The organism is Sphingobacterium sp. PCS056, from assembly GCF_023273895.1.
GTDB lineage: Bacteria > Bacteroidota > Bacteroidia > Sphingobacteriales > Sphingobacteriaceae > Sphingobacterium.
In genome coordinates, this window is sequence record NZ_CP096883.1 from 2489701 (window position 1) to 2514530 (window position 24830).

A 24830-nucleotide genomic window follows, 5' to 3' on the forward strand; every position below is an offset into this window, starting at 1 on the left:
CTGAGTCCAAAAAAATAGTTGCGTTTTGACTATCTATTTTTCAATAATAATTTTATCAACAATGAAGATTTTATACTATAATCAGTGGGATAGGCATAAAAATGCCTCAAAAAATAAACATTTTTTGAGGCATTTTTATATTTTACGAGATGAATTAAGATAAACTCGCCAAGCTTTCTGCCAATATTTTCATCTTGGATTCAGCATCAGCTTTTTTATTTTGTTCATTTTGAATAATTTCAGGTTTCGCATTTTGAACGAACCTTTCATTTGATAATTTCTTGTCTACAGAAGACAAAAAGCCTTTTAAATAGTCAATTTCTTTTGTTATCCTTTCGCGTTCAGCGTCCACATCTATGTTTTCTTCAAGAGCGACATAACATTCTTCTTTACCTGCCAAGAAACTAACTGCTCCAATGACTTTCTCTTGTACAAAAGTTAATTGCTCAATATTGGCCAATTTGATGATGCTTTCTTGATAATTTGTAAAATCAATCTCTGTCGCATTGATCGCAAGGGGTAAAGCAATCTTAGGAGAGATTTGTTTGGTATTGCGGATATTCCGAACTTCAGATATAATCTGTTGTACAAAAGTAAACTCTTTGATGATTTTTTGATCGATATCACCTACGGTAGGATATTCAGCAACGATAATACAATCTTTCACATCGCGTTGTCCAAACAATTCATCATGCCATAATTCTTCAGATAAGAAAGGCATAAATGGATGTACTAGTGTCAGTATACGTTTGAAAAATCCTTTTACGACTTCAAACGTTTCCGTTTCAATAGGCGCCTGATATGCTGGTTTTACCAATTCTAAGTACCAAGCACAGAAATCATCCCATATCAATTTATAAGTTGACATCAAGGCATCCGATAGGCGATAATGGTTAAAATGATCTTCTATCTCGATTAATGTAGCATTAAATTTACTTTCAAACCATTTTGCAGCAGTTTTCTGAGCTTCAGTGGCAGGAGTATTTGTGGTCTCCCATCCTTTAACTAAGCGAAATGCATTCCAGATTTTATTCGCAAAATTACGACCTTGTTCACAATACGACACATCAAACATTAAGTCATTTCCAGCAGGAGAAGACAGCAACATACCTACACGTACACCATCTGTTCCGTATTGTGCCATTAATTCGATAGGATCAGGAGAATTACCCAATGATTTAGACATTTTACGTCCTAGTTTATCACGAACGATACCAGTTAAATATACATTTTTGAAAGGAGCTTTACCGGTATATTCATGTCCCATAATCATCATGCGGGCTACCCAGAAAAATAGAATTTCAGGAGCTGTAACCAGATCATTGGTAGGATAGTAATAATTAAATTCTTCATTTTTAGGATTGCGAACGCCATCAAAAACCGACATTGGCCATAAACCAGATGAAAACCAAGTATCAAGAACATCTTCTTCCTGACGGATATTTGATGAAACTTTTCCCTGTGCTTCAAACTCGGTAATGGCTTCAGCTTCAGTTTTGGCAACCACCCATTCATTTTTCTCATTATACCAAGCTGGTATACGTTGTCCCCACCATAATTGGCGGGAAATACACCAATCTTTGACATTTTCCATCCAATGTTTGTAGCTGGATGTAAATTTATCAGGAATTAGATTAACCTCTCCACTGACAACATAATCAAGTGCTGGTTGTGCCAACTTATCCATTTTGCACCACCATTGCATCGATAGCTTGGGTTCAATTGCAGCATCAGTACGTTCTGAAAAACCTACTTGAGATTTATAATCTTCGATTTTTTCGATTTGACCTACTTCTTCTAAAAGTTTTGCAATCTTTTTACGAGCTATAAAACGATCTTCACCTACTAATATTTGAGCATGAGCATTTAATGTTCCATCATCATTTAATAAATCGATAATTTCTAAATTATGCTTTTGACCTAACGCATAATCGTTTAAATCGTGAGCTGGAGTTACTTTTAAACATCCTGTCCCGAACTCTATATCTACATATTCATCTTCGATTATTGGAATCTCGCGATTTATTAAAGGGATGATCACCGTTTTACCTTTTAGGTGCGTATAACGTTCATCATTAGGATTGATACAGATGGCAGCATCTGCCATAATTGTCTCTGGACGAGTCGTAGCAATGATGATGAATTCATTCGAATCCTTAATCTTATAACGGATATAATATAATTTTTGATTCACTTCCCGACGGATTACCTCTTCATCAGATAACGCTGTTTTTCCTTGAGGATCCCAGTTTACCATACGGACACCACGGTAGATATATCCTTCTTTATAGAATTTAATAAAGGTATCGATAACCGATTCAGAAAGATCGGCATCCATGGTGAATTTAGTGCGCTCCCAATCACAAGAAGCACCTAATTTTTCTAATTGCTTTAAGATAATACCGCCATATTTTTCTTTCCATTCCCATGCATGTTTAAGAAAATCTTCACGAGATAATGATTTTTTATCAATTCCTTGTTCTTTTAGCATAGCTACAACCTTAGCTTCGGTAGCAATAGAGGCATGGTCGGTACCAGGGACCCAACATGCATTTTTACCTTGCATACGTGCGCGACGAATCAATACATCTTGAATAGTATTGTTCAGCATATGTCCCATGTGCAATACGCCAGTGACGTTTGGAGGAGGCATTACGATAGTATAAGGTTCACGCTCATCGGGTGTAGAACGGAAAAATCCATTCTCCATCCAATAGCTGTACCATTTGTCTTCAGCTTCTTTAGGATTGTAAGTTTTTGCTATACTCATGATAATTTTTTTTCAAAATCGTTTGCAAATTTAACGATTTTAGTTGTTTTATAGAAGTTTAATATTGCTATTTCAAAAAATGGTTTTTGGACTGTTTTTCAAGATTTGTGGAAAGAGCAAATTAGGTCTAATGGAGGTACCGTTGCACGATTTCGTATTAGCTGCTGAATTGAGGTTTAACTTATTGATCACTTGGTTTTTATTTTTCCATCTCATCTTAAAGCATCATGTTATGAAATTATTGATGATATCGTAATATTTTTATAACATAATCTTCACAATCCAATCAATTATTATTGAAATAGCGTACATTTGCGTCTTTTAATTAAATACTAAAAATGAACAAAATTGCCAGTGAGTTAAAGGCCTTGACTCAGTATTTTTTATTTTGGCTTATCATATGCTTTATTGATCGATTAATTTTTATAACTGCTTTTTATGATAAAATTGGATCGAAGCACTTCTTTGATGTTTTTAAAATCTATTATCATGGCCTGAGTTTAGATTTTTCAGCAGTATCATACATCTGTGTTATTCCTTTTGTTATTTATTGTATCTTATCTTTTATACCACATAAACGCTTTAAAAGAAAAGTTTTAGATATTTATACCATTAGTTTATTGGTCCTTTACTTTGTTGTATCTTTCATTAATATCAACATTTACAGAGAGTGGGGAGATAAGATTTCAAAGCGGGCCATTGACGCTTTCTTGGCATCACCTTCAGGGGCAGTAGCTTCTGCTGAATCGACACCTGTTTTTTTTCCTGTTTTTGGCATGATCATAGGTATTGTGGTAGGTTATTTTTTATATCGATGGATGTTTAAAAAAGTTCACTTTTATAACATCAAATTGCCACGTCAGAATACGATAAAATTGATATTAGGTGCCCTGTTGTTATTTACCTTTATAAGAGGTGGATATGGAAGAGCTACTTTAAACCCCAGTAAAGCTTATTTCTCTGAACAGAGTTTTTATAATCATGCTGCGGTAAATACGCAATGGGCCTTATTACGTGATTATTTCTCTCAAAGCACCCGTTTAAAGAGTCCCTATCATTTTTATGATGATCAGTCACAGGTACATGCTATATTAAAACCTGCATTCCAATCAAATCCAGATTCATCTGTTTCAATACTGACTACAAAGCAACCAAATATTGTTGTCATTATGTTGGAAAGTTTTGTGGGTGGTTTGATTGAATCCATGGGTGGAGAAAAAGGAATTACGCCAAATTTCGAAAAGCTCATTAATCAGGGTGTATTTTTTGATCATGTGTATGCCGCTGCAGATCGATCAGATAAAGGTATGATTGGTATCTTTAGTGCTTTTCCTGCCCAAGGACCGGAAAGTATTATTAAGTATATCGATAAACATGAAAACTTACCCGCAGTTGGTCAAGAACTTAGCACCGCAGGTTATCATGGATCATTTTATCATGGTGGGCAAAGTGAATTTTATAATTTTAAGTCTTACATGCTCATGCATGGCGTTTCTAAAGTGGTTGATAATGCTAACTTTGGAGTAGATGCGGCAAGAGCATCATGGGGAGTTTATGATCATATTGTTTTCAAGCGAATGTTGCATGATTTTGATAGTGAAAAAACTCCCTTTTTCTCCACTATTTTTACATTAATCAATCACGAGCCCTTTAACTTACCGGATGGTTATAAATTTGGAACTAAAACCAATGCTGATAAATTTAGAAGTACAGCTTTTTATACAGATTCTGTAGTGTATGACTTTATCAATCAAGCAAAAAGTAAAAGCTGGTACAAAAACACGTTATTTGTTGTCGTTGCAGATCATGGGCATCGACTTCCTGCTGAAAAATGGGAGTTGTCAAATCCACATCGCTTTCATATTCCGTTATTATTTTTTGGCGACGTTATTAAACCTGAATTTAGAGGTAAGAAAATTGAAAAAATTGGTAACCAGACTGATATAGTAGCCACTTTGCTTCATCAGTTAAATCTTCCTTCGGAAAGATACCATTGGAGTCGAGATCTGCTCAATCCCACAACCCCTCAAATCGCATTTTACAATTCCAAAGATGCCTTTGGTGTGATTACGCCTGAGCAGGTTGTCAGTTTCGATAATGTAGGAAAAATCATCAATTATAAAAAACATAGTGATTATTCCCAATCGAAAACAGATAGTTTGCTGAATATCGGAAAAGCTTATTATCAGGAAGTGTACAAAGAGTTTTTAAAATATTAGCTAGTAAAAATGATAAAGTTGAAAGGTTCATTTGCTCCATATTTGGGTCTGTTGATTCGATTCCTGATGTTGCTGTTGATTTACGCTTTTTTGAGATTAGGATTTTATTGGTTTAATTATTCGTTATTTCCGAATATCAGTGCAGATCAATTGTTATACATGTTTTGGGGAGGAGTTAAATTTGATATTGTAGCATTATTATATTTAAATGTGCTCTATCTATTGATGCAGATTATACCAGCTCCATTTAAATATAGTACAACTTATCAAAATATCGCGAAAAAGATTTTTATCATCACCAATTCAATAGGAATTGCCTTAAATCTAGCTGATTTTGCATATTATCCCTTTACGTTGAAGAGAACAACTGGAACGGTCTTCGACCAGTTTTCGCATGAACAAAATCTAGGATCTTTAGCTCTTGATTTTTGTATGGATTATTGGTATCTTTTTGTACTACTAGCAGTATTGATATATATACTGGTCAAGATCTATGATTTAGTATATATAGTCAGACCGAAATCTTTCAAGTGGACTGCATATGGTATTCAAACCGCGTGTTTTTTATTTGGTATTTTTCTATTTATAGGTGGAGTTCGCGGAGGATGGGCACATAGTACTAGACCCATTACATTGAGTAATGCAGGGGACTATGTAACAAATCCTGAAGAGATGAATATTGTGCTGAATACTCCTTTTAGCTTAATGAAAACATTGAAAGCTGTTAATCTAAAACCTATTCATACTTATACCCCAAAAGAATTAACAGCGATATATAATCCGATCCATTATCCACAAAGTAAAGAGCCATTCAAAAAGATGAACGTCGTGTTTTTAATTTTGGAAAGCTTTGCTAAAGAACATTTCGGTGAGTTAAATAAAGATATTCAAGACGGAAATTATAGAGGGTATACACCATTTTTAGATTCATTGATACGTGAAGGTTTTACATTTGAACATACCTATGCAAACGGACGTAAATCTATCGATGCGCTTCCCTCTGTTATAACCGGTATTCCTTCGATAGGGGAGCCATTTGTATTATCAGTGTATTCGGGCAATAAAACCACTAGTATTGCTAAATTATTGGGAGATGAAGGCTATGAGACAGCATTCTTTCATGGAGCTCCAAATGGTAGTATGGGATTTTCAGCTTACATGAAATTAGCAGGTATTCAACATTACTATGGTAAAAATGAATATAATAATGATGCAGATTTTGATGGTATATGGGGCATTTGGGATGAACCTTTTATGCAGTATATGGCAAAGGAAATCAATACCTTTAAGCAACCATTTTTTGCCAGTTTCTTTTCACTATCCTCACATCATCCTTTTAAGGTTCCAGCAAAGTATGAAGGAGTTTTTCCAAAAGGACCTTTACCTGTACAGGAACCAATCGGATATACGGATAATGCCCTGCGTCAATTTTTTAAAACTGCATCTAAAATGTCTTGGTACAGAAATACCTTGTTTGTCATCTGTGCAGATCATGCAACTGTAAGCGCTTTGCCAGAATATCAAACAGCTGCAAATAGCTTTGCTATTCCTATTATTCTATATACTCCAGGAGGGGAATTAAAAGGCAGAAGTGATAAGTTAGCACAGCAAATTGATATTATGCCAACCGTTTTGAATTATTTGCATTACGATAAACCTTATTTTGCTTTTGGGTTTGATGCATTGAACCCTACAAAAGAAAATTTTGTCGTGAATAATAATGCAGGAATTTATAATTTTTACTACAAAGATTATCTGTTGATTAATGACGGGAGAAAAAATCTATCATTACATAATCTTAAAGATGACCGTTTCATGAAACAAGATCTATTAAAACTTTCACCAAGAGTTTTAGATACGATGGAAACCAAGTTCAAGGCTTTTGAACAACAGTATAACAACAGGATGATTGACAATAAACTTATTTACGAAGGCGAATAAAAAACAGGGAATGAGTGTTAAGCTCAAACGAGCTATTATTTAATCACTATTCATGTGTGTAAATATGTCAATTTGTAAGTTATTTAGCCCGTTAACTACAACCGTAATCCTTATCTTTGTACTATGTCTGAACACACTATTTTGGAACAAGAAACAATTGTGGCCTTAGCTACAGCAAGTGGTAATGGTGCTATCGCAGTTATTCGTCTCTCAGGAAAAGATGCAATTGTGATTACCAATCAGGTATTTAGAGGAAAAGATTTATTAAAACAACCCTCACATACCCTTCATTTTGGTACAATTCGTGACGGTCAGGAGATCATTGATGAAGTGTTGGTTTCACTATTTGTTGGCCCCAATTCCTATACTAAAGAAAATGTGGTAGAAATTTCTACACATAATTCAAAGTATATTATTGAAAGAGTCATGAGCTTACTGATTAGAAAGGGAGCTCGCGCTGCTAAAGCTGGAGAGTTTACACTTCGTGCTTTTTTGAATGGTGGCATGGACCTTTCTCAAGCAGAGGCAGTTGCGGATTTGATTGCATCAAACTCTGCCGCTTCTCATCAGATTGCGATGCAGCAAATGCGGGGAGGTTTCTCCAATCAATTGAAAAAGTTAAGGGACGACTTAATCCATTTTGCATCCTTGATCGAATTGGAATTAGATTTTTCTGAAGAAGATGTTGAATTTGCAAACCGCGATCAATTGAAAAATCTGATCAAAGAAATTAATCGGGTGGTAAGCCAATTAATCTCATCCTTTGAACAAGGAAACGTACTGAAGAATGGAGTGCCAGTAGTAATTGCGGGTAAGCCTAATGTGGGTAAATCGACTTTATTGAATGCTTTATTAAATGAAGAGCGCGCCATTGTATCCGATATTGCAGGTACTACAAGGGATACTATTGAAGATGAAATAAATATTAAAGGGATTACATTCCGATTTATTGATACGGCTGGTATCCGCGAGACAATCGATGTGATCGAAGCCAAAGGTGTAGAGCGAACACGCGAGAAAATGAAGCAGGCACGTTTGATCATCTATCTATTTGATCCGACCCAAGATCAAGTGCAAGATATTCAAAATCAGATCACTGAAGTTTCGGTATTAAATATTCCGTTTGTTACGATTATTAATAAAGCAGATTTGCTTACACAAGAACAAAAACTACAATTTGATCTCCTTAAACCACTATATATATCTGCAAAAGAGCAAATAGGGGTGGAAGAACTTAAAGATGAACTATTGGCACAAGTAAATCTGGCGAATTTAAATACGGATGATGTTCTAGTGACCAACATTCGACATGTAGAAGCTTTGCAACATACACGTTCATCCTTAGAACGTGTGCTGTATGGTATTGATAATCCTGTAACATCCGACTTTTTAGCCATGGATATTCGTCAATCTTTATATCACTTAGGAGAAATTACAGGATCTGTTTCAACAGATGATTTACTTGATAATATATTTTCAAAGTTCTGTATCGGGAAGTAATTTGAGAGCTCTTTAAGAAACTTACTCTTACTCCGAATATATGTTTGATAAAAGTTTACCAAAGTAATACAATATCTTTCCAACAATCGATGAAGATGGTGAAAATACAAAAAAGGCCGTTTAAGATTAATCTTAAACGGCCTTTTTTGTATAATATTAGTTATAAAAAGATTCTTTGGATCTTGCAATTTACATATTCAATGCTGAGACGTTTACACCAACTTCTCGGATATGCTCATCTTAACGAACAAGTTGCAGTTTATATCAGCGTAAATATAAGTTTATGTTTACCTGAGCCTAGTTGTATAGTTGCTTGGTCTTTTACATTGGTTGGGGTATAAAATGTAGCTGTAGTATTAGCTGGTATCACAATATCATAGGTTATAGTCTTCTTGTTTTTTTTCCATTTAGAGATAATGGTGCCATAAGCTGATCGATGCTTTACTTCAGATTGATCAAGCGCATTCGGGAATATCGGTTTTAATAAAATATGTTTAAATCCCGGTTGAGAAGTGTCAGGTAAAATACCTCCCAGAGACTTAAAGAACCAACCGCCTATTTCACCAAACATCATATGGTTATCCGATATATCTCTTTCAGCTTGCAGATCCCAATTCTCCAGCAATGTTGTAGCTCCATTCACAACCCACCAGCCCCATGAAGGGTAAGTGTCCTGTACAGCCACTTGATATGCCGTTTCCTCATAACCATTATTTTTTAAAGCATTTAATAAAGCTTTTGCTCCTAGCACACCAACATCCAGATGAAAATCTGTTTCTTGAACTTTTTTGTTCAGATTGGCGGCTACCTGAGATTTCATATCCTCAGGAACAACGTCCCAATGCAACGGCATACTTAATTCTGTTTGCGTTCCGCTTGCATAAATTCCAGTTGATAGATCTAAAAATTTATTATTGATGGCATTTTTGATTTTTTTACTTAAAGCATCATATTTCACATAATCATCCTGTTTGCCAAATAGCTTCGCTGCAGATGCCAATATGGTCGCATCAACGTAGAAATAGATAGAAGAGGTAAGCTCAAGATTGGATGTTGATTTAACAGGTACCCAGTCTCCTCTACCAAAGGTAGTCAGTCCCTCTGGGCTTATGCGGGACACGTAGTTAACATAGCGTTTTATATTTTCATAACAATCCTCCAATAGCCTGCTATCTCCGTAAAACAGATATATTTGCCATGGGATAATGGCGATTGTACTGGTCCAGTCCAACCCATTTGCAGTGCCATATCCCCATCCTCCTGTGGGAATAATATCGGGCAGTACCCCATTGGGTTGTTGTTCATCGCGATGATCAGCTAACCATTTTTCATAAACTGTAATACCATCAAAATTGTATAGAGCAGTTTCAATAGCGAGATGTCCATCGCCTGTCCAACCATTTTTTTCTCTTTGTGGACAATCTGTTGGATACCCCATTAAATTAGAAAGATAAGCGTTATTGGTTACTTTCCAAAGATCATTGACCAGTTTCGAAGATGTCTTGACTTCGCCAATTGCATCAACATCACTATGCATGAAATAAGAAGTAATTTTTAAATCTTGAAGTGCAACAGGTTCTGTACTGGTTATCTCAACATAGCGAAATCCCTTATAATTAAATTTAGGAGTGAATTTATCCTCCTTTCTACCACTTAGAGTGAAGATATCCGTTTGGAAGGGATCTGTAGCCTTATCGCCGCGAAAATAAACATCGATATTAGCTAAATTAATTCGACCACGATCATCCAGACGTTCTCCATGTTTTATTTTCAGGATCGTTCCAGCAGCTCCTTTTGCTTTCACTTCTGTTACACCTGCCATATTTTGACCCATGTCAAATACATAAGTTCTATTATCTATTTTTTTGATGGAAATTGGTGAACAGGGGGTGATTAATCGAATTGGTACTGTTTGTTGAGAAATAATAAGATCTGCCGGAGCGCTCCGATATTTCACACCTTTCCATTTTGAGTCATCAAAATGAGCTTTATTCCAACCATCCTGTTCTAATCTTGCATCATAGTGCTCGCCCGTATAAATACTATTATAAGTGATCGGTCCAGCAGAAGTTTTCCAATCTTGCTCAGATACAATCGTTTCTTCGGTACCATCTGTATAGACGATACGCAAATCCATGCAAAATGCCGGACGATTTCTCCAAGGTGCTTTATCGAAATCCCATACTGCCAGAGATTGGTGATTGTACCAACCATTTCCCAGAATAACACCAATAGCATTTTCACCCGATTGCAATTGTTTTGTGACATCATGTACAACGTATAGTGTGCGTTTGTCGAAACGCGTATACATCGGATCAAGCATGTTTTTACCCACCTTTTCTCCATTTAGAGACAGCTCATACAACCCTGCTGCCGCAATATATGCTCGTGCAGATTGAATTGTTTTTTTTATTTCAAATGCCTTTCTGAAGTATGGAGCTGCTTTGTGATGGATGTCGTGATAGTCACTAATCCATGAACCTTTCCAATTCGATCGTCCCATCATCCCAGTTTCAAAAGTGGAAACTTGCGAAGAAGTTGGTTTTCCGTCTTTGTCCCACACATTCACTTTCCAATAATACTTTGTTAAGGGATTAAGCTTTTTACCCTTATATACAGCAATAATATCCGATTTGAGCTGCTTCCCGGTATTCCAACTTTCACCGATATTATGAGTAACAGCTATTGAATCTGTTCCAATAACGATTTGATATGCCGTTTGCATAGCGTCTTGCCGGGTATCTTTAAGCATCCATGTCAATCTGGGATTTGGAATATCTATACCCAAAGGATTGCTGAGATGTTCGCATTTCAGTCCTATCGGTTCACAAATGTTTACATTCTCTTGTGCATATAGATGAGTATGTATGACTAGGTATGTAATAAATAAGGCTATCTTCATTCTAAATGGTTTATTATCCTCTCTTATTGAATAAGCAATCGCTTCATCGAGTATTTGAGATGGTCAGTTTGGTTTATATCTAATGTAAAGATACATTTTTACTTAATTATTTAACAATGCTAATGCGATTTAGTGATTAAATAAATGGTTTATCCAAATTTTAATGATTTTTATCATTCTGATTCAAGTAATCTTTTAGCCGATCAATCGCGGTTAATAGCAGATCGTTTTGTAACTTATTTAATATATAAGGAAAACATATACTGACCATAAAATCTGGTTATTTTTTGTAAATAATGCTTCTACCTAACGATAAACAAGATAAATCAGGTTTTATATGATGGTCTTTGGTTGCTATGATATGTGTATTTATGAAATGTCTTAATATACAGTAGTTTGAGTCAAACAATATTTTTTCTATATTAGAAAGTATAAACTAAACAAAAACCTAAAATCAGCTGATTTTTACTTAAGGATAACATGAAAACTGAAAAGTAATAAGCTATTCAATTAACCATAACTTCATAGCGTTTTCATGTGATCTCTGAAAAATTGGGGCTACTGTATGATCATGAATAGACAAAAATTTCTTAAAACGTCAACATTACTAGCTGCGTCGGCATTATTATTTAAAGGAACTCAAGGGCTTGCTCAAACAAAAGCAATCCGTATTGGGGTGATCGGTGTGAATGGAATGGGGTGGTCTAACTTAATGGCTATATTACAAAATAAAAATGTGGTCTGTACAGCACTGTGCGATGTCGATGAGAATGTGCTTAAAAAGCGTATTGCTGAACTAGATAAACGTAATATAAAAGTTCAATCTTATATTGATTACCAGGCATTGTTAAAAGACCAAAATGTAGATGCTGTCATTATTGCGACGCCCGATCATTGGCATTGCTTGATGATGGTAGATGCTGTAAAAGCAGGTAAACATGTTTATATAGAAAAACCAATAGGCAATTCGATCAAAGAATGTGAGGTCATGGTGAGTGCTGCTCAGAAATACAATGCCATTGTTCAGGTAGGGCAGTGGCAAAGAAGTCAACAGCATTTTGAAGATGCGATGAAATTTTTACATGGTGGCAGTCTAGGTAAGGTGCGGATGGTTAAAGTGTGGGCATATCTAGGTTGGAAGAAAGATGTTCCAATTGTACCAGATACCGCAATTCCATCAGGAGTACATTATGACCGTTGGTTAGGTCCCGCTCCGAAAAGACCATTTAATATGAATCGCTTTCATTTTAATTTTCGTTGGTTTTGGGATTATGCAGGCGGCTTGATGACAGATTGGGGAGTACATATGCTTGATTTTGCACTCATCGGGATGAAAGTTTCTGATCCACGCTCTATTATGGCAGCTGGAGGTAAATTTGCCTACCCAGAGGATGTCGAAGAAACTCCTGATACCTTGACCACTTTGTATGAGTTTGATGGGTTCAATGTGCAGTGGGAGCATGCCATTGGGATTGATCAAGGTCCTTATAATAAAGGGCATGGAGTCGCTTTTATAGGTAACAACGGAACTTTAGTGCTCAATCGACAAGGTTGGGAAGTATTGCCCGAAGGCAATCGAATGCAAGGAGTTCCACTACAAAAAGCAAAAGACGATGGATTGGAAAGACATATGAACAATTTTGTGGAAGCGATCTTTGCTCAAAACAAAGCTATACTCAAAGCACCAATTGAAGCTGGTGCACATATTGCTGTTTTATCACAAATGGGAAATATTGCTTATAGAACAGGCAAAAAGTTGTATTGGAATAAAGATAAACAACAATTTTCAGATAAAGAGGCCAATAGATACTTAGCTGCAGCTTACCATAACGGCTATACATATCCTAAAATTTAGATTTAGTAATCTTAGGATGTTTATTTAAACTAAACCTGTAGCGGAAAACCGTTATTAGTAAAAAGTTTAATGACATCAATAAAAATCATACAGATCAGAAATATTAAAATATAAACCTAAAAAGGACTTAACCAAGTAAATTCTAATTATGAATAGGAGAGATTTTATAGATAAAAGTGTGAAGGCTAGTTTGGCTTTTACAATTGTTCCCCGATCGGTATTGGGAGGAGTAAATTTTATAGCACCTAGTGATCGGATCAACCTGGCATATATCGGAGTAGGTAAGCAGTCTTATACCCTTATGAATGGGTTAGCGAATTGTAAAGAGGTATTGATCCATGCGGCATCTGATGTCGATTCTAAAAAGTTGAATAATTTTATTTTAGAGACGACTAAAACACAGACAAATTTGAAAAAACCATCTATCCAAATGAAAGGTTATGGGTTATATCGCGAGCTGTTGGAACGTAGGGATATCGATGCTGTGGTCATTGCTACTCCCGATCATTGGCATGCACAAGTTGCTGTAGATGCAGCTCGCGCAGGAAAGGATATCTATTGCGAAAAACCACTAGCATTGACCATTGCCGAAGGCCGAGCGATGGTTAATGCGAGTAAAAAGTATGATCGAGTTTTTCAAACAGGAAGCATGCAAAGATCTTCTTACAATTTTAGACAAGCAGTGAATCTGATACGAAATGGATATATAGGGCAGGTGAAGGAAGTCAACGTCGCCATAGGAGAACCGGTGAAACAATGTGATCTACCAACGATGCCAGTTCCAAAGGAACTGGACTGGGATATGTGGGTCGGACCATCTATGTATCGTGGATACCATCCGATATTAGCCCCAACGCTGGAAGATCCAGAGTGGGCTGGTTGGAGATGGTACCGCGATTTTGGTGGTGGTTATATTGCAGATTGGGGTGCGCATATGTTTGATATCGTGCAATGGGCTTTGGATATGGATCAAAGCGGACCAGAATTATTTCTCCCCCCTAAAAAACCGATGGCTCAACATGGCCTTTCATTTATTTATAAAAATGGTGTAAAGGTCAATCATACGCCTTGGGGAGAGCACAATGCTATACAGTTTATCGGTACAGAAGGTAAGATAGAAGTGAGCCGTTCCTTTCTCCGAACAAGTCCAGAGCGTTTAGCCTCTCTTAAGTTGACTGCACAAGATAAACTTGTTTATCACAGTGATAATCATTATCAAGACTGGATAGATGCCATTAAGAAAAGGTCAAAACCAATATGTGACGTTGAGATTGGGCATCGTACAAGTTCGGTTTGTAATGCCGTAAATATTGCATATGAATTGCAAAAGGATTTAAAATGGAATCCTGAAAAAGAAGAGTTTAATGATTATTCCGCTAACTTAATGATGGGTAGATCATATCGGGGAGAATGGGATTTTAATACATTTTAAAGAAATCAAGTGATTTTCCGTGCGTCCCAAGATCGCTGCTGCTTCTTTGGGACAGATACATAGACGATATTTATTTTTCATTGTAAGTTTACTTTGAGGGATGATCTTTTGACCAGATCATCGTGTGAATGAATATGGATGGTGTGGTACCGTACACAGACATTCCATCTCAAACTATCTGCTAGGCAAGGATCAAGCATTCATACCGTATGGGTAAGGCTTGTTTGCCTATGTGCGGTATTGACATCGGGTAAGAGTATAGTAAGTGCATGGTAAGTGTATCAAACACCCTGTTTTAATACTCTATCTATGCACTATCTATGCTTTACATATGCATATGCCATGCTTTATCTATGCATAGCATCTATTTGACCGATCCGGTATGACGTTTCAATTTTTGCAAAGCAGGTTTGATTCCTCTCCAGAAAAATGCTGTTATTGGTTATTGGTGTACTGAAATAAGTTTTTCCTATAGAAATCAGTTTTATTCCTGATGATTTAGATTTTTATGGCCTAGGATGAAGTAAAACGGTATCATTATTCCCCATATTTCAGCCTATCTCCACTTTTGGACCTACTGCTCTTGGATGGATGGCCATCTTCGTAGTGTCAAAACAATAATGTCATGGCAAGAGGAGAAAGTTTAATCAAATTCAATGGAACGATCGGTGATCTTTCCTTTTACAAATCAAAAAGTGCGAGTTACCGAGCACGGATGAAAATACGACATGTCGAACAGATCAGCATTTCCGTTCTACTGGGACCCGAAGCCATCTTGCTTCATGAGTCCTATTATTAATGGTGGGCATGTTTTTTTGAGTATTATTGTAAAAAAAGATATCATCCAATCACTCTGGGATATCTTTTTTTTGGAGCTTAAATTTTAGAATTTGGAACGATAGGTCATCGTACAATTGGAAATTAATTTGAAACAGCGATAATGCTTTCAAATACTTTATCCATAAAGAGTACCGTATCCATATTTTTTTCATACTTCCTATGCTCAAAGAGAAGTTCAAAATTGCCGTTATATTTCATTGCAACAAGTTCAAATTTGCGTAGTTCTAACCAGCTTGGGATCTCCTCTATAGCGGGTACTGCACAGGTGATGGTTTTAAAATTCCCTTGTTGCGTAATGATATAATGAACATGGACTGGAGTAGAGGTCTTTTTCGGGTAGCTGACCATAATGTTTTGTTTCATACTGAATATAAAAATGTAATAAATAGTTGATGCTGCTCACTACGAAGAGTCAGAATCGCTAAGTGCAGACGATCTGCCTAAAGCCAGAAAGATAGAAGGAGAGATGTCGTTATCAATGAACGAGGACGTAGCGTAATCTCAGTTTTTTAATCACATTTCAGTAAGATACTGAAATTAAGTTGAATAAACAAATTTCGGAACTTGACTATATATGAAAAAGATATTCTTATATAGGTAAAAAGATACTCAAAGTATTTGATAGGAAATCTTGGAAAATGAAAAGTATTTTTATTTCTAGAGTATTAGCTCTTAAATTGATATGGGTAAGTACAGGTCTACAGCTTGAATGTGAAACTCACGATGTTCAAGCCAAATACAGATAGGGAGATTGGGGCATGATTGTTAAGGATTAGTCTTTACATCATATCGGCTTAGATCTGGTCGGTAAGAGTTAAAAATAAAAAAAATTGATCAGCTCCTGACAGCGGATCAATTTTATATATCATCACTTATTAAAATAATTTATTATATCATCCAGCGTAAGATACTTGCTCCCCAGGAAAATCCAGCTCCAAAAGCTGTAAGCATTACTAAATCTCCAGTTTTCATCAATTTAACATTTTCCCAAATACATAACGGGATAGTAGCTGCTATGGTGTTACCGAGATATTCAATATTGCTTAAAGTACGACCCTCCGGAATATTCAATGATCTACCTACAGCATCAATAATGCGTTGATTTGCTTGGTGGGGTACTACCCAGTTTACATCTTCAACAGTTATATGATTACGCTCCATTACTTTTGTACAAGCATCGCTCATGGATTGAACTGCTTTTTTAAATACCGTTTTTCCATCTTGGCGGAGGTATCTTTTTTGAGTATCGTTGTCCGCTAAACAGATCGGATATTGCGTTCCCCCAGCTTCAATATTTAAAAATGCACGTCCATCTCCATTACTTTGAAGATATGCATCCATGATGCCACCTTCTGTAGAAGGTTGCAAAAGCACTACACCAGCACCATCTCCAAATAAAATATTCGTTGATCGATCATGGATATCAACATACGTGCTGATATTATCAGCACCCACAATCAGTACATTTTTGTACCGACCTGTCTCTACAAGTGAGGCGCCCATATCCAAAGCATATAAAAATCCTGAACACGCTGCATTAATATCAAATGCCCAAACATGATTAAGACCTAACTTTTCTGCAATAATGTTTGCAGTTGCGGGCATCGGCATATCAGGAGTGGAGGTCGCGACTAAAATAGCGTCTACTTCATCCAGATTTTTACCATACTTTACAACAAGATCTTCAATCGCACGAACAGCCATGTCCGAAGTCGCCAATTCATCTTCTAAAATGCGACGTTCTTTGATACCTGTTCTTTTGATGATCCACTCATCATTCGTATCACATAATTTTTCTAAGTCAGAATTTGTTCGTTTATTTTGAGGGATGTAACCTCCAATTGCGGTAATTGCAGCGTAAAGTTTATTCGGGAGAGTTGTATTCATATATTATGGTTATCATATTCAAGTATGATCCGCCTTTTGTAATTTTAGTTTAATCTTATTTTATCGCCAATGCGCTTATTTATTGTTATAACCTTTATTAATCTTCCAAAAAAGACTTGTAAAGGAGGTGTAAAAATAGAATAATTTATACAACAGTATGAAAAATATTAAGATTGTGACAAAATCATTACGATGAGGCTCTTTTTTGAACCGAATCGCAAAACGGTCTAGTATTGATACCGTCTTAATTTTAATGTTTAGAATTTAATTTTGATAAAGAGGATGTTTGCAAAATATATGAGATTATTGTAATGCGGATAAAACATGCTTCAAAACAAGTAGTTATCATGATCTTTCTCTTCAGTAATATTTTAAATTGAAACTTTTACTATGCATTTTTATGAAAAATATTTTTTAACACCTTTATATTAAAAACAGTTTGCTTAAATTGTTGTCAACTATTCGCATTACTAAATAAATATGGTAACACCATTTTCGATTCAAATTCAGCTTGAAAATAGTCAAGTTAGATTAATTCCAGTTCAGCAAGATGACTTTGAAAGACTCTATGCTGTCGCTAAAGATCCTAGAGTATGGGAACAGCATCCCAATAAAAATAGATTTGAACGGTCCGTATTTGAAAATTTCTTTGAAGGCGCTCTGCTCAGTAAAGGTGCATATTTGATACAAGATAAACACTCAAATGAGATATTAGGAAGTACACGATTTTACAATTATAATGCAGACGAGAAAGCGATTTTCATTGGCTACACATTTTATGGCACAAAGACATGGGGTCAAGGTATTAATCCTCAAGTAAAAAAAATGATGCTTGATTATGTGTTCGATCACGTTGATATCGTTTATTTCCATGTTGGAAATACTAACGAGCGGTCTAAAAAAGCAATGGAAAAATTAGGAGCAAAAAAAGTCAGATTGGAAGAAGTAGCATATCATGGTGAACCCAATCGTATCAATGTACTTTATGCCATTAGAAAAGAAGCATATCGTGATAGATAGCCGTCTTTTTCAAATGAATAAATTTACTGCATCAAGGAGTGTATTTTTATATTTGATCTTGAGCTTAATCTAGTTTTCAGTATTTCTAGACTGATATTCATAAAGATTTCAAATACTATTATTGCTAGCCACTAGTAAACCTGCTGATATATATTATTTTATGATCTTGACCAAATTATAGTAGGTATTAAAATGATATGCTCAATGAGAATTGGAAATTATTTATTTTTTACAAAAATCAACAACAGTGTGCATTTTTTTTAAATGATTGCTAAGAGAGATTGAATAAGTTTGTAAAAAAAATAAAAAATACTTCTATTGATTATTATTATTATTACTGTATTGAAAATGTGGTAATGCTGTAACTGTTTCATATTCTAGTGCTTAGGTGTGAGAAAATAAGTTAAATTTGTATATAGCTTAATATGCAAATGGAAACTTACGGTAACCCAGTATTAAATCAACTACCTCAACATTTAAAACGTTATATCGTGCCACAGCACTATCAGCGTTACACAGCGATTGATCAAGCAGTATGGCGATATGTCATGCGACAAAACTATGCCTATCTCCGAGATATTGCCTATTATCCCTATATTCCCGGGCTTCGTAAAGCAGGATTGACTATTGAGGAAATCCCAAATTTGCAAGCTATGAATGATAGCCTCAAAAAGATAGGATGGGGAGCCGCAGCCGTTGATGGATTTATACCCCCAGCGGCCTTTATGGAATTTCAAGCGTATCGGGTACTCGTTGTGGCAGCAGATATACGTCAGATTGAACATATTGAATACACACCAGCACCAGATATTATCCATGAGTCATCGGGGCATGCTCCAATTATTGGAGAACCTGAATATGCCGCATACTTGCAATATTTTGGAGAAATCGGTACAAAAGCGATGTTTTCAGAAAAGGATTTCGAATTGTATGAGGCCATTAGGCATTTATCTATTCTCAAAGAAAGTAGCAGTGCCACTATCAAGCAAATTGAAACGGCTGAGGGAAAACTAGTTGATATACAGTCCAATATGGGGGAGCCTTCCGAGATGGCATTGCTTAGTAGACTACATTGGTGGACTGTCGAATATGGATTAATTGGGACTGTTGACGATCCCAAAATTTATGGTGCAGGATTGCTGTCGTCCATTGGTGAAAGCGCATCATGTATGCGTAAAGAGATTCCCAAATTACCTTATACTCTCAAGGCATTAGACTACTCTTATGATATCACTAAGCCGCAACCTCAATTATTTGTTACTTCAGATTTCAATCAATTACGTGAAGTATTAGATCAATTTGCAAATACCATGTCATTTCGTATAGGAGGAAAATTAGGATTAGAAAAAGCTATTGCCTGCAAAAACCTGTGTACAATTGTATATAGCTCAGGCTTACAAATATCTGGTCTATTTCAACCAGGTATCGTCGATGAAACCATCGCATATATCAAAACAGTAGGACCTACCGCACTGGCATATCAAGATAAACAACTCATGGGGCATGGCAAGTCATACCATGCTGATGGATTTAGTTCCCCAGTTGGGCGTTTATCGGGATCTGATAAAGCATTTGAAGATTTCGATGAATCTGATATGAACCGTTATGGTATTGAGATAGATAAGGAGAGTATATTCCTATTCGAATCTGGTATTGAGGTAAGGGGAATAGTTCGTTCCATAGTGAAGCAAGATAACAAAATTCAATTGATTACTTTGGCACCTTGTCAGGTTATCGATAGTCGGTCTTGTCAGATCTTATTTGATCCCGAGTGGGGAACTTATGATATGGCAGTAGGTGAGCATATTGTCTCTGTTTTCTGTGGTGCAGCAGATAAAGAAGCCTATGAGCAAGGAGTCTCCGTATCTGCAAATAAAACAATTGTTCAAGAGCAGGATGAAGTTGGAAAAGCTAAAAATAAATTATATAGTTTAATTCGTCAACGTAGAAAAGGAGAATCGCAAATTTCATTAACAGAAATCTATGAAATGATTGCGCAAAATTTTTCAATGGACTGGTTAGCCTATGTCGAAACATTAGAATTGGCTGTACATGATCAACATGAACACTTAGCAAAGCAAATCGAAAATCGACTTCAAGAAATTATCAGTCATCATAAGCACTTGAGAAAATTAATTTTGGATGGCATACAATTAGCTAAAAATAATCAAATAGCATTGCTTCTTAGTAAATAACCCTTAGCTTTCTTTAGTGGTTAGCTTTAAAGTTTGAAAGTATATCACTATGAATATACTTTCAAACTTTAAAACTGTTTTGTTAAGTAGTATGGAACTTAATTGTTTTTTTAATATATTAACGATTATGTAACATTAGATTAGCATTATCATCATGTCAGACTTATAGTTTTGCGACATTATAAATAACGCAAACTATGAGAATTTTTTACACGATGATTTTGTTGATCGTTACTGTGAGCACCTATGCACAGTCTACGTTATTAACGGGCAAAGTAATGGATGATACGGACAATCTATCCTTGCCAGGAGCAACCATAAAACTGCTTGAAGGCAATCGTTATACTGTATCGGATCAAAATGGTCACTTTGAATTTTTGAACTTACCGACAGGTAATTACACTGTTTCTGTGGTTTACATTGGTTATCAGCCAATCCGGAAAAATATAGTAGTAAAAAATGGCCAAAAAAATTATATAACGATTCAACTTTCATCCTCTTCTTTATCGCTAGCGGAAGCAGTTGTTCTTGGAGATATGGCTCGGGGGCAAGCTAAAGCATTGAATCAACAGAAAAACAATCAAAACATTACTAATATCATTTCTTCAGATCAAGTTGGCCGATTCCCAGATGCAAATATTGGCGATGCTTTGAAGCGTGTTCCAGGGATTACCATGCAGAATGATCAAGGAGAGGCTCGCAATATTATCATCAGAGGTTTAGCTCCACATCTTAATTCAGTCACCTTAAACGGAGACCGTATCCCTTCTGCAGAAGGAGATAATCGTAATGTACAGATGGATCTAATTCCATCGGATATGATTTCTACTATTGAAGTGAATAAAACCTTGACACCAGATATGGATGCAGATGCGATTGGCGGATCAGTAAATCTAATTACACGAGCTTCGCCAAATGGGCAACGATTATCCGCAACAGCAGCTGGAGGGTATGGTCCTATTCGTGAAAAAGGAAATTATACAGCTGGTTTGGTATATGGTAATCGTTTCTCAAGTAATAAATTTGGAATCGTCTTGAGTGGGTCTTACAATAATAATCGCTTCGGATCTGATAATGTCGAAGGAGTTTGGACTCAAGGAAAGAAAGATCAGGTATTTATGAAAGAAATGGATATTCGTAAATACGATGTTCAACGCATTCGCAGAAGCACTGCATTAGCATTTGATTATAAGATTAATGATAAGCATATGTTATATGCCAATGGTATGTACAATTGGCGTGATGATCGCGAGAACCGTTATCGTGTGCGATACCGTGATATCGAAGCTATTTATGATGCTCAAGAAAATATTACAGGATATAAGGGTAATATCCGCAGGGAAACAAAAGGGGGCATAGACGATAATAAAAATAAAAATAGTCGCCTCGAAACCCAAAAAGTGCAGAATTATTCAATCGGTGGTGAACACCTATTAAATCCAAAAGTCGCACTTGATTGGTCGGCAAACTATGCAACGGCAAGTGAAGATAGACCACATGAACGCTATATAGACTTTCGTGCAAAAGATGTATTAATTACAGAAGACTTATCTAACAGCCGATTTCCTTTAGTGACCTCTGCAGGAGATGTGCCCGAAAACTTTAAACTTGGTACAATCTCTGAAAATGATAATTATACAGAAGAAAGTGAATTTGGGGCAAAACTTAATATTCGTTTTCCTCTTACGATGATCAAAGATCAGAAAGGTCGTATCAGGACAGGATTTCGTATGCGTCTGAAGGACAAGTCTCGTGATAATATCTTTTATGAGTATACACCCATCAATGCGCTTGGCAAGCTGGATGCTGTACCCAATAACTTCTATTCGGGAGAAGATTATCAAGCAGGAAGTAAATATGTACCAGGATATTTTGTAAACCGTGAATACTTGGGAAACTTTGACCTTAAAAATGCTGCTCTTTTTAAGGAAAAAGCCAAGCAAAGTGAATATCTGACTCAAAATTATAATGCGAAAGAGAAGATTTTTGCTGGCTATGTGCGATGGGATCAAGATATCAGTACAAAATTAGCTATGATTGTAGGTGCTCGAGTAGAACATACAAAAATCGATTATACCGGTAATTATGTGGTAGATGAGGAAGATTTAGAAGGGAGTGTTCAGCATAAAAATGATTACACCAATGTACTTCCAAGTCTATCTTTCAAATATAACGTAGATGATTCATTCATTTTACGTACTGCATTTACCACTGCTTTAGCTAGACCCAATTATTATGCTTTAGCGCCTTATGTAAGTGCATTATCTGAAGATGCAGAAATTTTTGCGGGTAATCCCAGTTTGAAAGCGACCTTCTCCTATAATTTTGATTTAATGGCTGAAAAATACTACAAATCTATTGGTTTGATATCTGCTGGTCTATTTTATAAAAATTTAAATGATTTCATCTACACTTATGTTGACAAGCAATTTACAAATGACAAATTTTCATCAAATTTTCCGGGACAGAAAAATCCAATTCCACATGATCAAAACTGGAAGTTTGTGCAACAACGTAATGGCGACAATGTTGATGTATATGGATTTGAAATCGCATTTCAACGTCAATTAGATTTCTTACCAGGCGCATTTTTAAAAGGGTTCGGTGTATATGTCAATTATACGCACACCAATTCAAAAGCTAAAGGTATCACCAATGAAGACGGAGAGGAGCGCACTGATGTGAAGTTGCCCGGTACTGCACCACATATGTTTAACGGATCATTATCTTGGGAAAACAATAGATTTTCATCTCGAGTATCGCTCAATTATACTGCAGGTTACATTGATGGATTAGGTGGGAGTGATTTTGAGGACTTATTTTACGGAAAGCAACTTTTTGTAGATGCCAATGCAGCATTCAAAATAACAAAGAAGCTACGCATATTTGCCGAAGCCAATAACCTAACAAATCAACCTTTGCGTTATTATCAAGGCATCTCATCCCGTACGAGTCAAATGGAATATTACCAAGCTCGTTATAATTTAGGACTTAAATTTGACTTATAAGTTAAGCATGATCTAAAAGATATCATCCTGCATGGCGCATGATCGCAATGCAGGATTTTTAACAAAATTCGATAAGACCATTTCAATTTCTTGAAGTATATCTATGTTAATGAGTTTGTTAGGATCTTATTTAATTTCATGAATTAAAAATTTTAAAGATCATCTGCAACCAATATCTGTCAGTACAAAAGCGAAATCAACAAACTGAACTAATAGAAGTTCAGTAAAACAAAAATATATACATATATTAAAATTGATGAAAAAAAGATTATTCTTAACCATTTTTACAGTGTTGGTGCTGCAACAAATCTTTGCACAAACCGTGCTACAGCAAGAAGAAAGACAATCTGGATATAAAGGTGGGTTCACACCTGAGCTCACATTGCTAAAGGATGGATTTACCTTCTTAGCATTAGGAGATTTTGGACGTGTTGGCGAATATTATCAAAAAGATGTGGCAGCAGAATTAGGGCGGACTGCGATTACTCTGGATGCCGAGTTTATAGTATCGGTAGGCGATAATTTTTACCCTTCTGGAGTAGCAAGTACACAAGATCAACATTGGAAATCTTCTTTTGAAGAGATTTATACACATCCCAATCTATATCAGGATTGGTATGTTATTTTAGGCAATCATGATTATAGAGGAAATATCAGTGCGCAGATTAACTACACTCAGATTAGCCGTAGATGGAATATGCCAAGTCCTTATTTTAAGAAAAAATTCAAGTTGGAGGATGGTAGTACACTATTGATGGTGTTTATGGATACCAATCCTTTTATTGAAAGTTATCATCATAATGATGGTAAGTATCCAGATTTAGCACAACAAGATACAGTTGCTCAAAAAAAGTGGTTAATTGAAACTTTATCCGATACCGATCCAGCTATCAAATGGAAGGTCGTAGTAGGACATCATCCTTTATATAGTGGTGGCAAGCGAAAAGATAATAAAGATACCAAGTCTTTTGAAGCAAAATTTGCAACTCTTTTTGATCAATATGGCGTGCAGGCTTACATATGTGGACACGAGCACGACCTTCAGGTCATTCGTCCCAAAAATCGCTTTACGACGCAGTTTCTGACAGGGGCAGGAAGTGAAGTGAGACCTACAGGAGAGCGTGAAGGTACGATTTTTGCAGCTGCAGAACCAGGTTTTATGGCATTTACGATAGTAGGAGAGACTATGCTTATACAAGCCATTCAAGCCAAAACTGGTAACGCCAAATTATTAAAGAGTATCACGATTAAATCAAAATAA

General features: G+C 36.0%; 14 protein-coding genes. 10 read left to right on the forward strand and 4 right to left on the reverse strand.

Translation table 11 applies throughout. The annotated features are described in order from the left end of the window. Positions 1-154: 154 nt before the first annotated feature. A complete protein-coding gene (locus MUB18_RS10360) occupies positions 155-2770 on the reverse strand; it encodes a valine--tRNA ligase (protein ID WP_248755848.1) in 2616 nt (871 codons plus the stop codon). 338 nt (positions 2771-3108) lie between these two features. On the opposite strand from MUB18_RS10360, the gene MUB18_RS10365 reads away from it, so the two are divergent. The 3 genes from MUB18_RS10365 (at position 3109) to mnmE (ending at position 8430) form a co-directional block, all read left to right on the forward strand. Next, a complete protein-coding gene (locus MUB18_RS10365) occupies positions 3109-4989 on the forward strand; it encodes an LTA synthase family protein (protein WP_248755849.1) in 1881 nt (626 codons plus the stop codon). A 9-nt stretch (positions 4990-4998) separates the two neighbouring features. Then, entirely contained in the window at positions 4999-6930 is a 1932-nt protein-coding gene (locus MUB18_RS10370) for an LTA synthase family protein (protein ID WP_248755850.1), read from the forward strand. Between the two features lie 123 nt (positions 6931-7053). Continuing rightward, complete coding sequence (gene mnmE / locus MUB18_RS10375; protein WP_045753722.1) at positions 7054-8430, forward strand: tRNA uridine-5-carboxymethylaminomethyl(34) synthesis GTPase MnmE; 1377 nt, start codon at positions 7054-7056, stop codon at positions 8428-8430. Between the two features lie 259 nt (positions 8431-8689). Here the strand turns inward: mnmE and MUB18_RS10380 are convergent, their stop codons facing one another. Continuing rightward, on the reverse strand, positions 8690-11332 hold the full coding sequence (locus tag MUB18_RS10380; RefSeq protein ID WP_248755851.1) for an alpha-L-rhamnosidase: 2643 nt from the start codon (positions 11330-11332) through the stop codon (positions 8690-8692). A gap of 571 nt (positions 11333-11903) precedes the next feature. Between MUB18_RS10380 and MUB18_RS10385 the strand changes: the two genes are divergently transcribed. The 3 genes from MUB18_RS10385 (at position 11904) to MUB18_RS10395 (ending at position 15418) form a co-directional block, all read left to right on the forward strand. After that, complete coding sequence (locus MUB18_RS10385) at positions 11904-13187, forward strand: Gfo/Idh/MocA family protein (protein ID WP_248755852.1); 1284 nt, start codon at positions 11904-11906, stop codon at positions 13185-13187. A 148-nt stretch (positions 13188-13335) separates the two neighbouring features. Beyond that, entirely contained in the window at positions 13336-14619 is a 1284-nt protein-coding gene (locus MUB18_RS10390; protein ID WP_248755853.1) for a Gfo/Idh/MocA family protein, read from the forward strand. A gap of 625 nt (positions 14620-15244) precedes the next feature. Continuing rightward, entirely contained in the window at positions 15245-15418 is a 174-nt protein-coding gene (locus tag MUB18_RS10395; RefSeq protein ID WP_248755854.1) for a hypothetical protein, read from the forward strand. Positions 15419-15540: 122 nt separating this feature from the next. Here the strand turns inward: MUB18_RS10395 and MUB18_RS10400 are convergent, their stop codons facing one another. Then, a complete protein-coding gene (locus MUB18_RS10400) occupies positions 15541-15822 on the reverse strand; it encodes a hypothetical protein (protein WP_045752696.1) in 282 nt (93 codons plus the stop codon). A gap of 525 nt (positions 15823-16347) precedes the next feature. Then, complete coding sequence (locus MUB18_RS10405) at positions 16348-17346, reverse strand: beta-ketoacyl-ACP synthase III (RefSeq protein ID WP_045752697.1); 999 nt, start codon at positions 17344-17346, stop codon at positions 16348-16350. A 480-nt stretch (positions 17347-17826) separates the two neighbouring features. On the opposite strand from MUB18_RS10405, the gene MUB18_RS10410 reads away from it, so the two are divergent. The 4 genes from MUB18_RS10410 (at position 17827) to MUB18_RS10425 (ending at position 24830) form a co-directional block, all read left to right on the forward strand. Further along, entirely contained in the window at positions 17827-18366 is a 540-nt protein-coding gene (locus MUB18_RS10410) for a GNAT family N-acetyltransferase (RefSeq protein WP_045752698.1), read from the forward strand. A 431-nt stretch (positions 18367-18797) separates the two neighbouring features. Then, a complete protein-coding gene (locus MUB18_RS10415; RefSeq protein ID WP_248755855.1) occupies positions 18798-20561 on the forward strand; it encodes an aromatic amino acid hydroxylase in 1764 nt (587 codons plus the stop codon). Positions 20562-20758: 197 nt separating this feature from the next. Further along, entirely contained in the window at positions 20759-23569 is a 2811-nt protein-coding gene (locus MUB18_RS10420) for a TonB-dependent receptor (protein WP_248755856.1), read from the forward strand. 256 nt (positions 23570-23825) lie between these two features. After that, positions 23826-24830, forward strand: coding sequence for a metallophosphoesterase (locus MUB18_RS10425; protein ID WP_248755857.1), 1005 nt, complete (start codon positions 23826-23828; stop codon positions 24828-24830).

Coding starts and splice junctions, on each gene's coding strand:
- mnmE (WP_045753722.1), top strand. CDS start 7,054: ATGTCTGAACACACTATTTTGGAACAAGAAACAATTGTGGCCTTAGCT.
- MUB18_RS10425 (WP_248755857.1), top strand. CDS start 23,826: ATGAAAAAAAGATTATTCTTAACCATTTTTACAGTGTTGGTGCTGCAA.
- MUB18_RS10365 (WP_248755849.1), top strand. CDS start 3,109: ATGAACAAAATTGCCAGTGAGTTAAAGGCCTTGACTCAGTATTTTTTA.
- MUB18_RS10380 (WP_248755851.1), bottom strand. CDS start 11,332: ATGAAGATAGCCTTATTTATTACATACCTAGTCATACATACTCATCTA.
- MUB18_RS10420 (WP_248755856.1), top strand. CDS start 20,759: ATGAGAATTTTTTACACGATGATTTTGTTGATCGTTACTGTGAGCACC.
- MUB18_RS10405 (WP_045752697.1), bottom strand. CDS start 17,346: ATGAATACAACTCTCCCGAATAAACTTTACGCTGCAATTACCGCAATT.
- MUB18_RS10415 (WP_248755855.1), top strand. CDS start 18,798: ATGGAAACTTACGGTAACCCAGTATTAAATCAACTACCTCAACATTTA.
- MUB18_RS10360 (WP_248755848.1), bottom strand. CDS start 2,770: ATGAGTATAGCAAAAACTTACAATCCTAAAGAAGCTGAAGACAAATGG.
- MUB18_RS10390 (WP_248755853.1), top strand. CDS start 13,336: ATGAATAGGAGAGATTTTATAGATAAAAGTGTGAAGGCTAGTTTGGCT.
- MUB18_RS10370 (WP_248755850.1), top strand. CDS start 4,999: ATGATAAAGTTGAAAGGTTCATTTGCTCCATATTTGGGTCTGTTGATT.
- MUB18_RS10395 (WP_248755854.1), top strand. CDS start 15,245: ATGGCAAGAGGAGAAAGTTTAATCAAATTCAATGGAACGATCGGTGAT.
- MUB18_RS10400 (WP_045752696.1), bottom strand. CDS start 15,822: ATGAAACAAAACATTATGGTCAGCTACCCGAAAAAGACCTCTACTCCA.
- MUB18_RS10385 (WP_248755852.1), top strand. CDS start 11,904: ATGAATAGACAAAAATTTCTTAAAACGTCAACATTACTAGCTGCGTCG.
- MUB18_RS10410 (WP_045752698.1), top strand. CDS start 17,827: ATGGTAACACCATTTTCGATTCAAATTCAGCTTGAAAATAGTCAAGTT.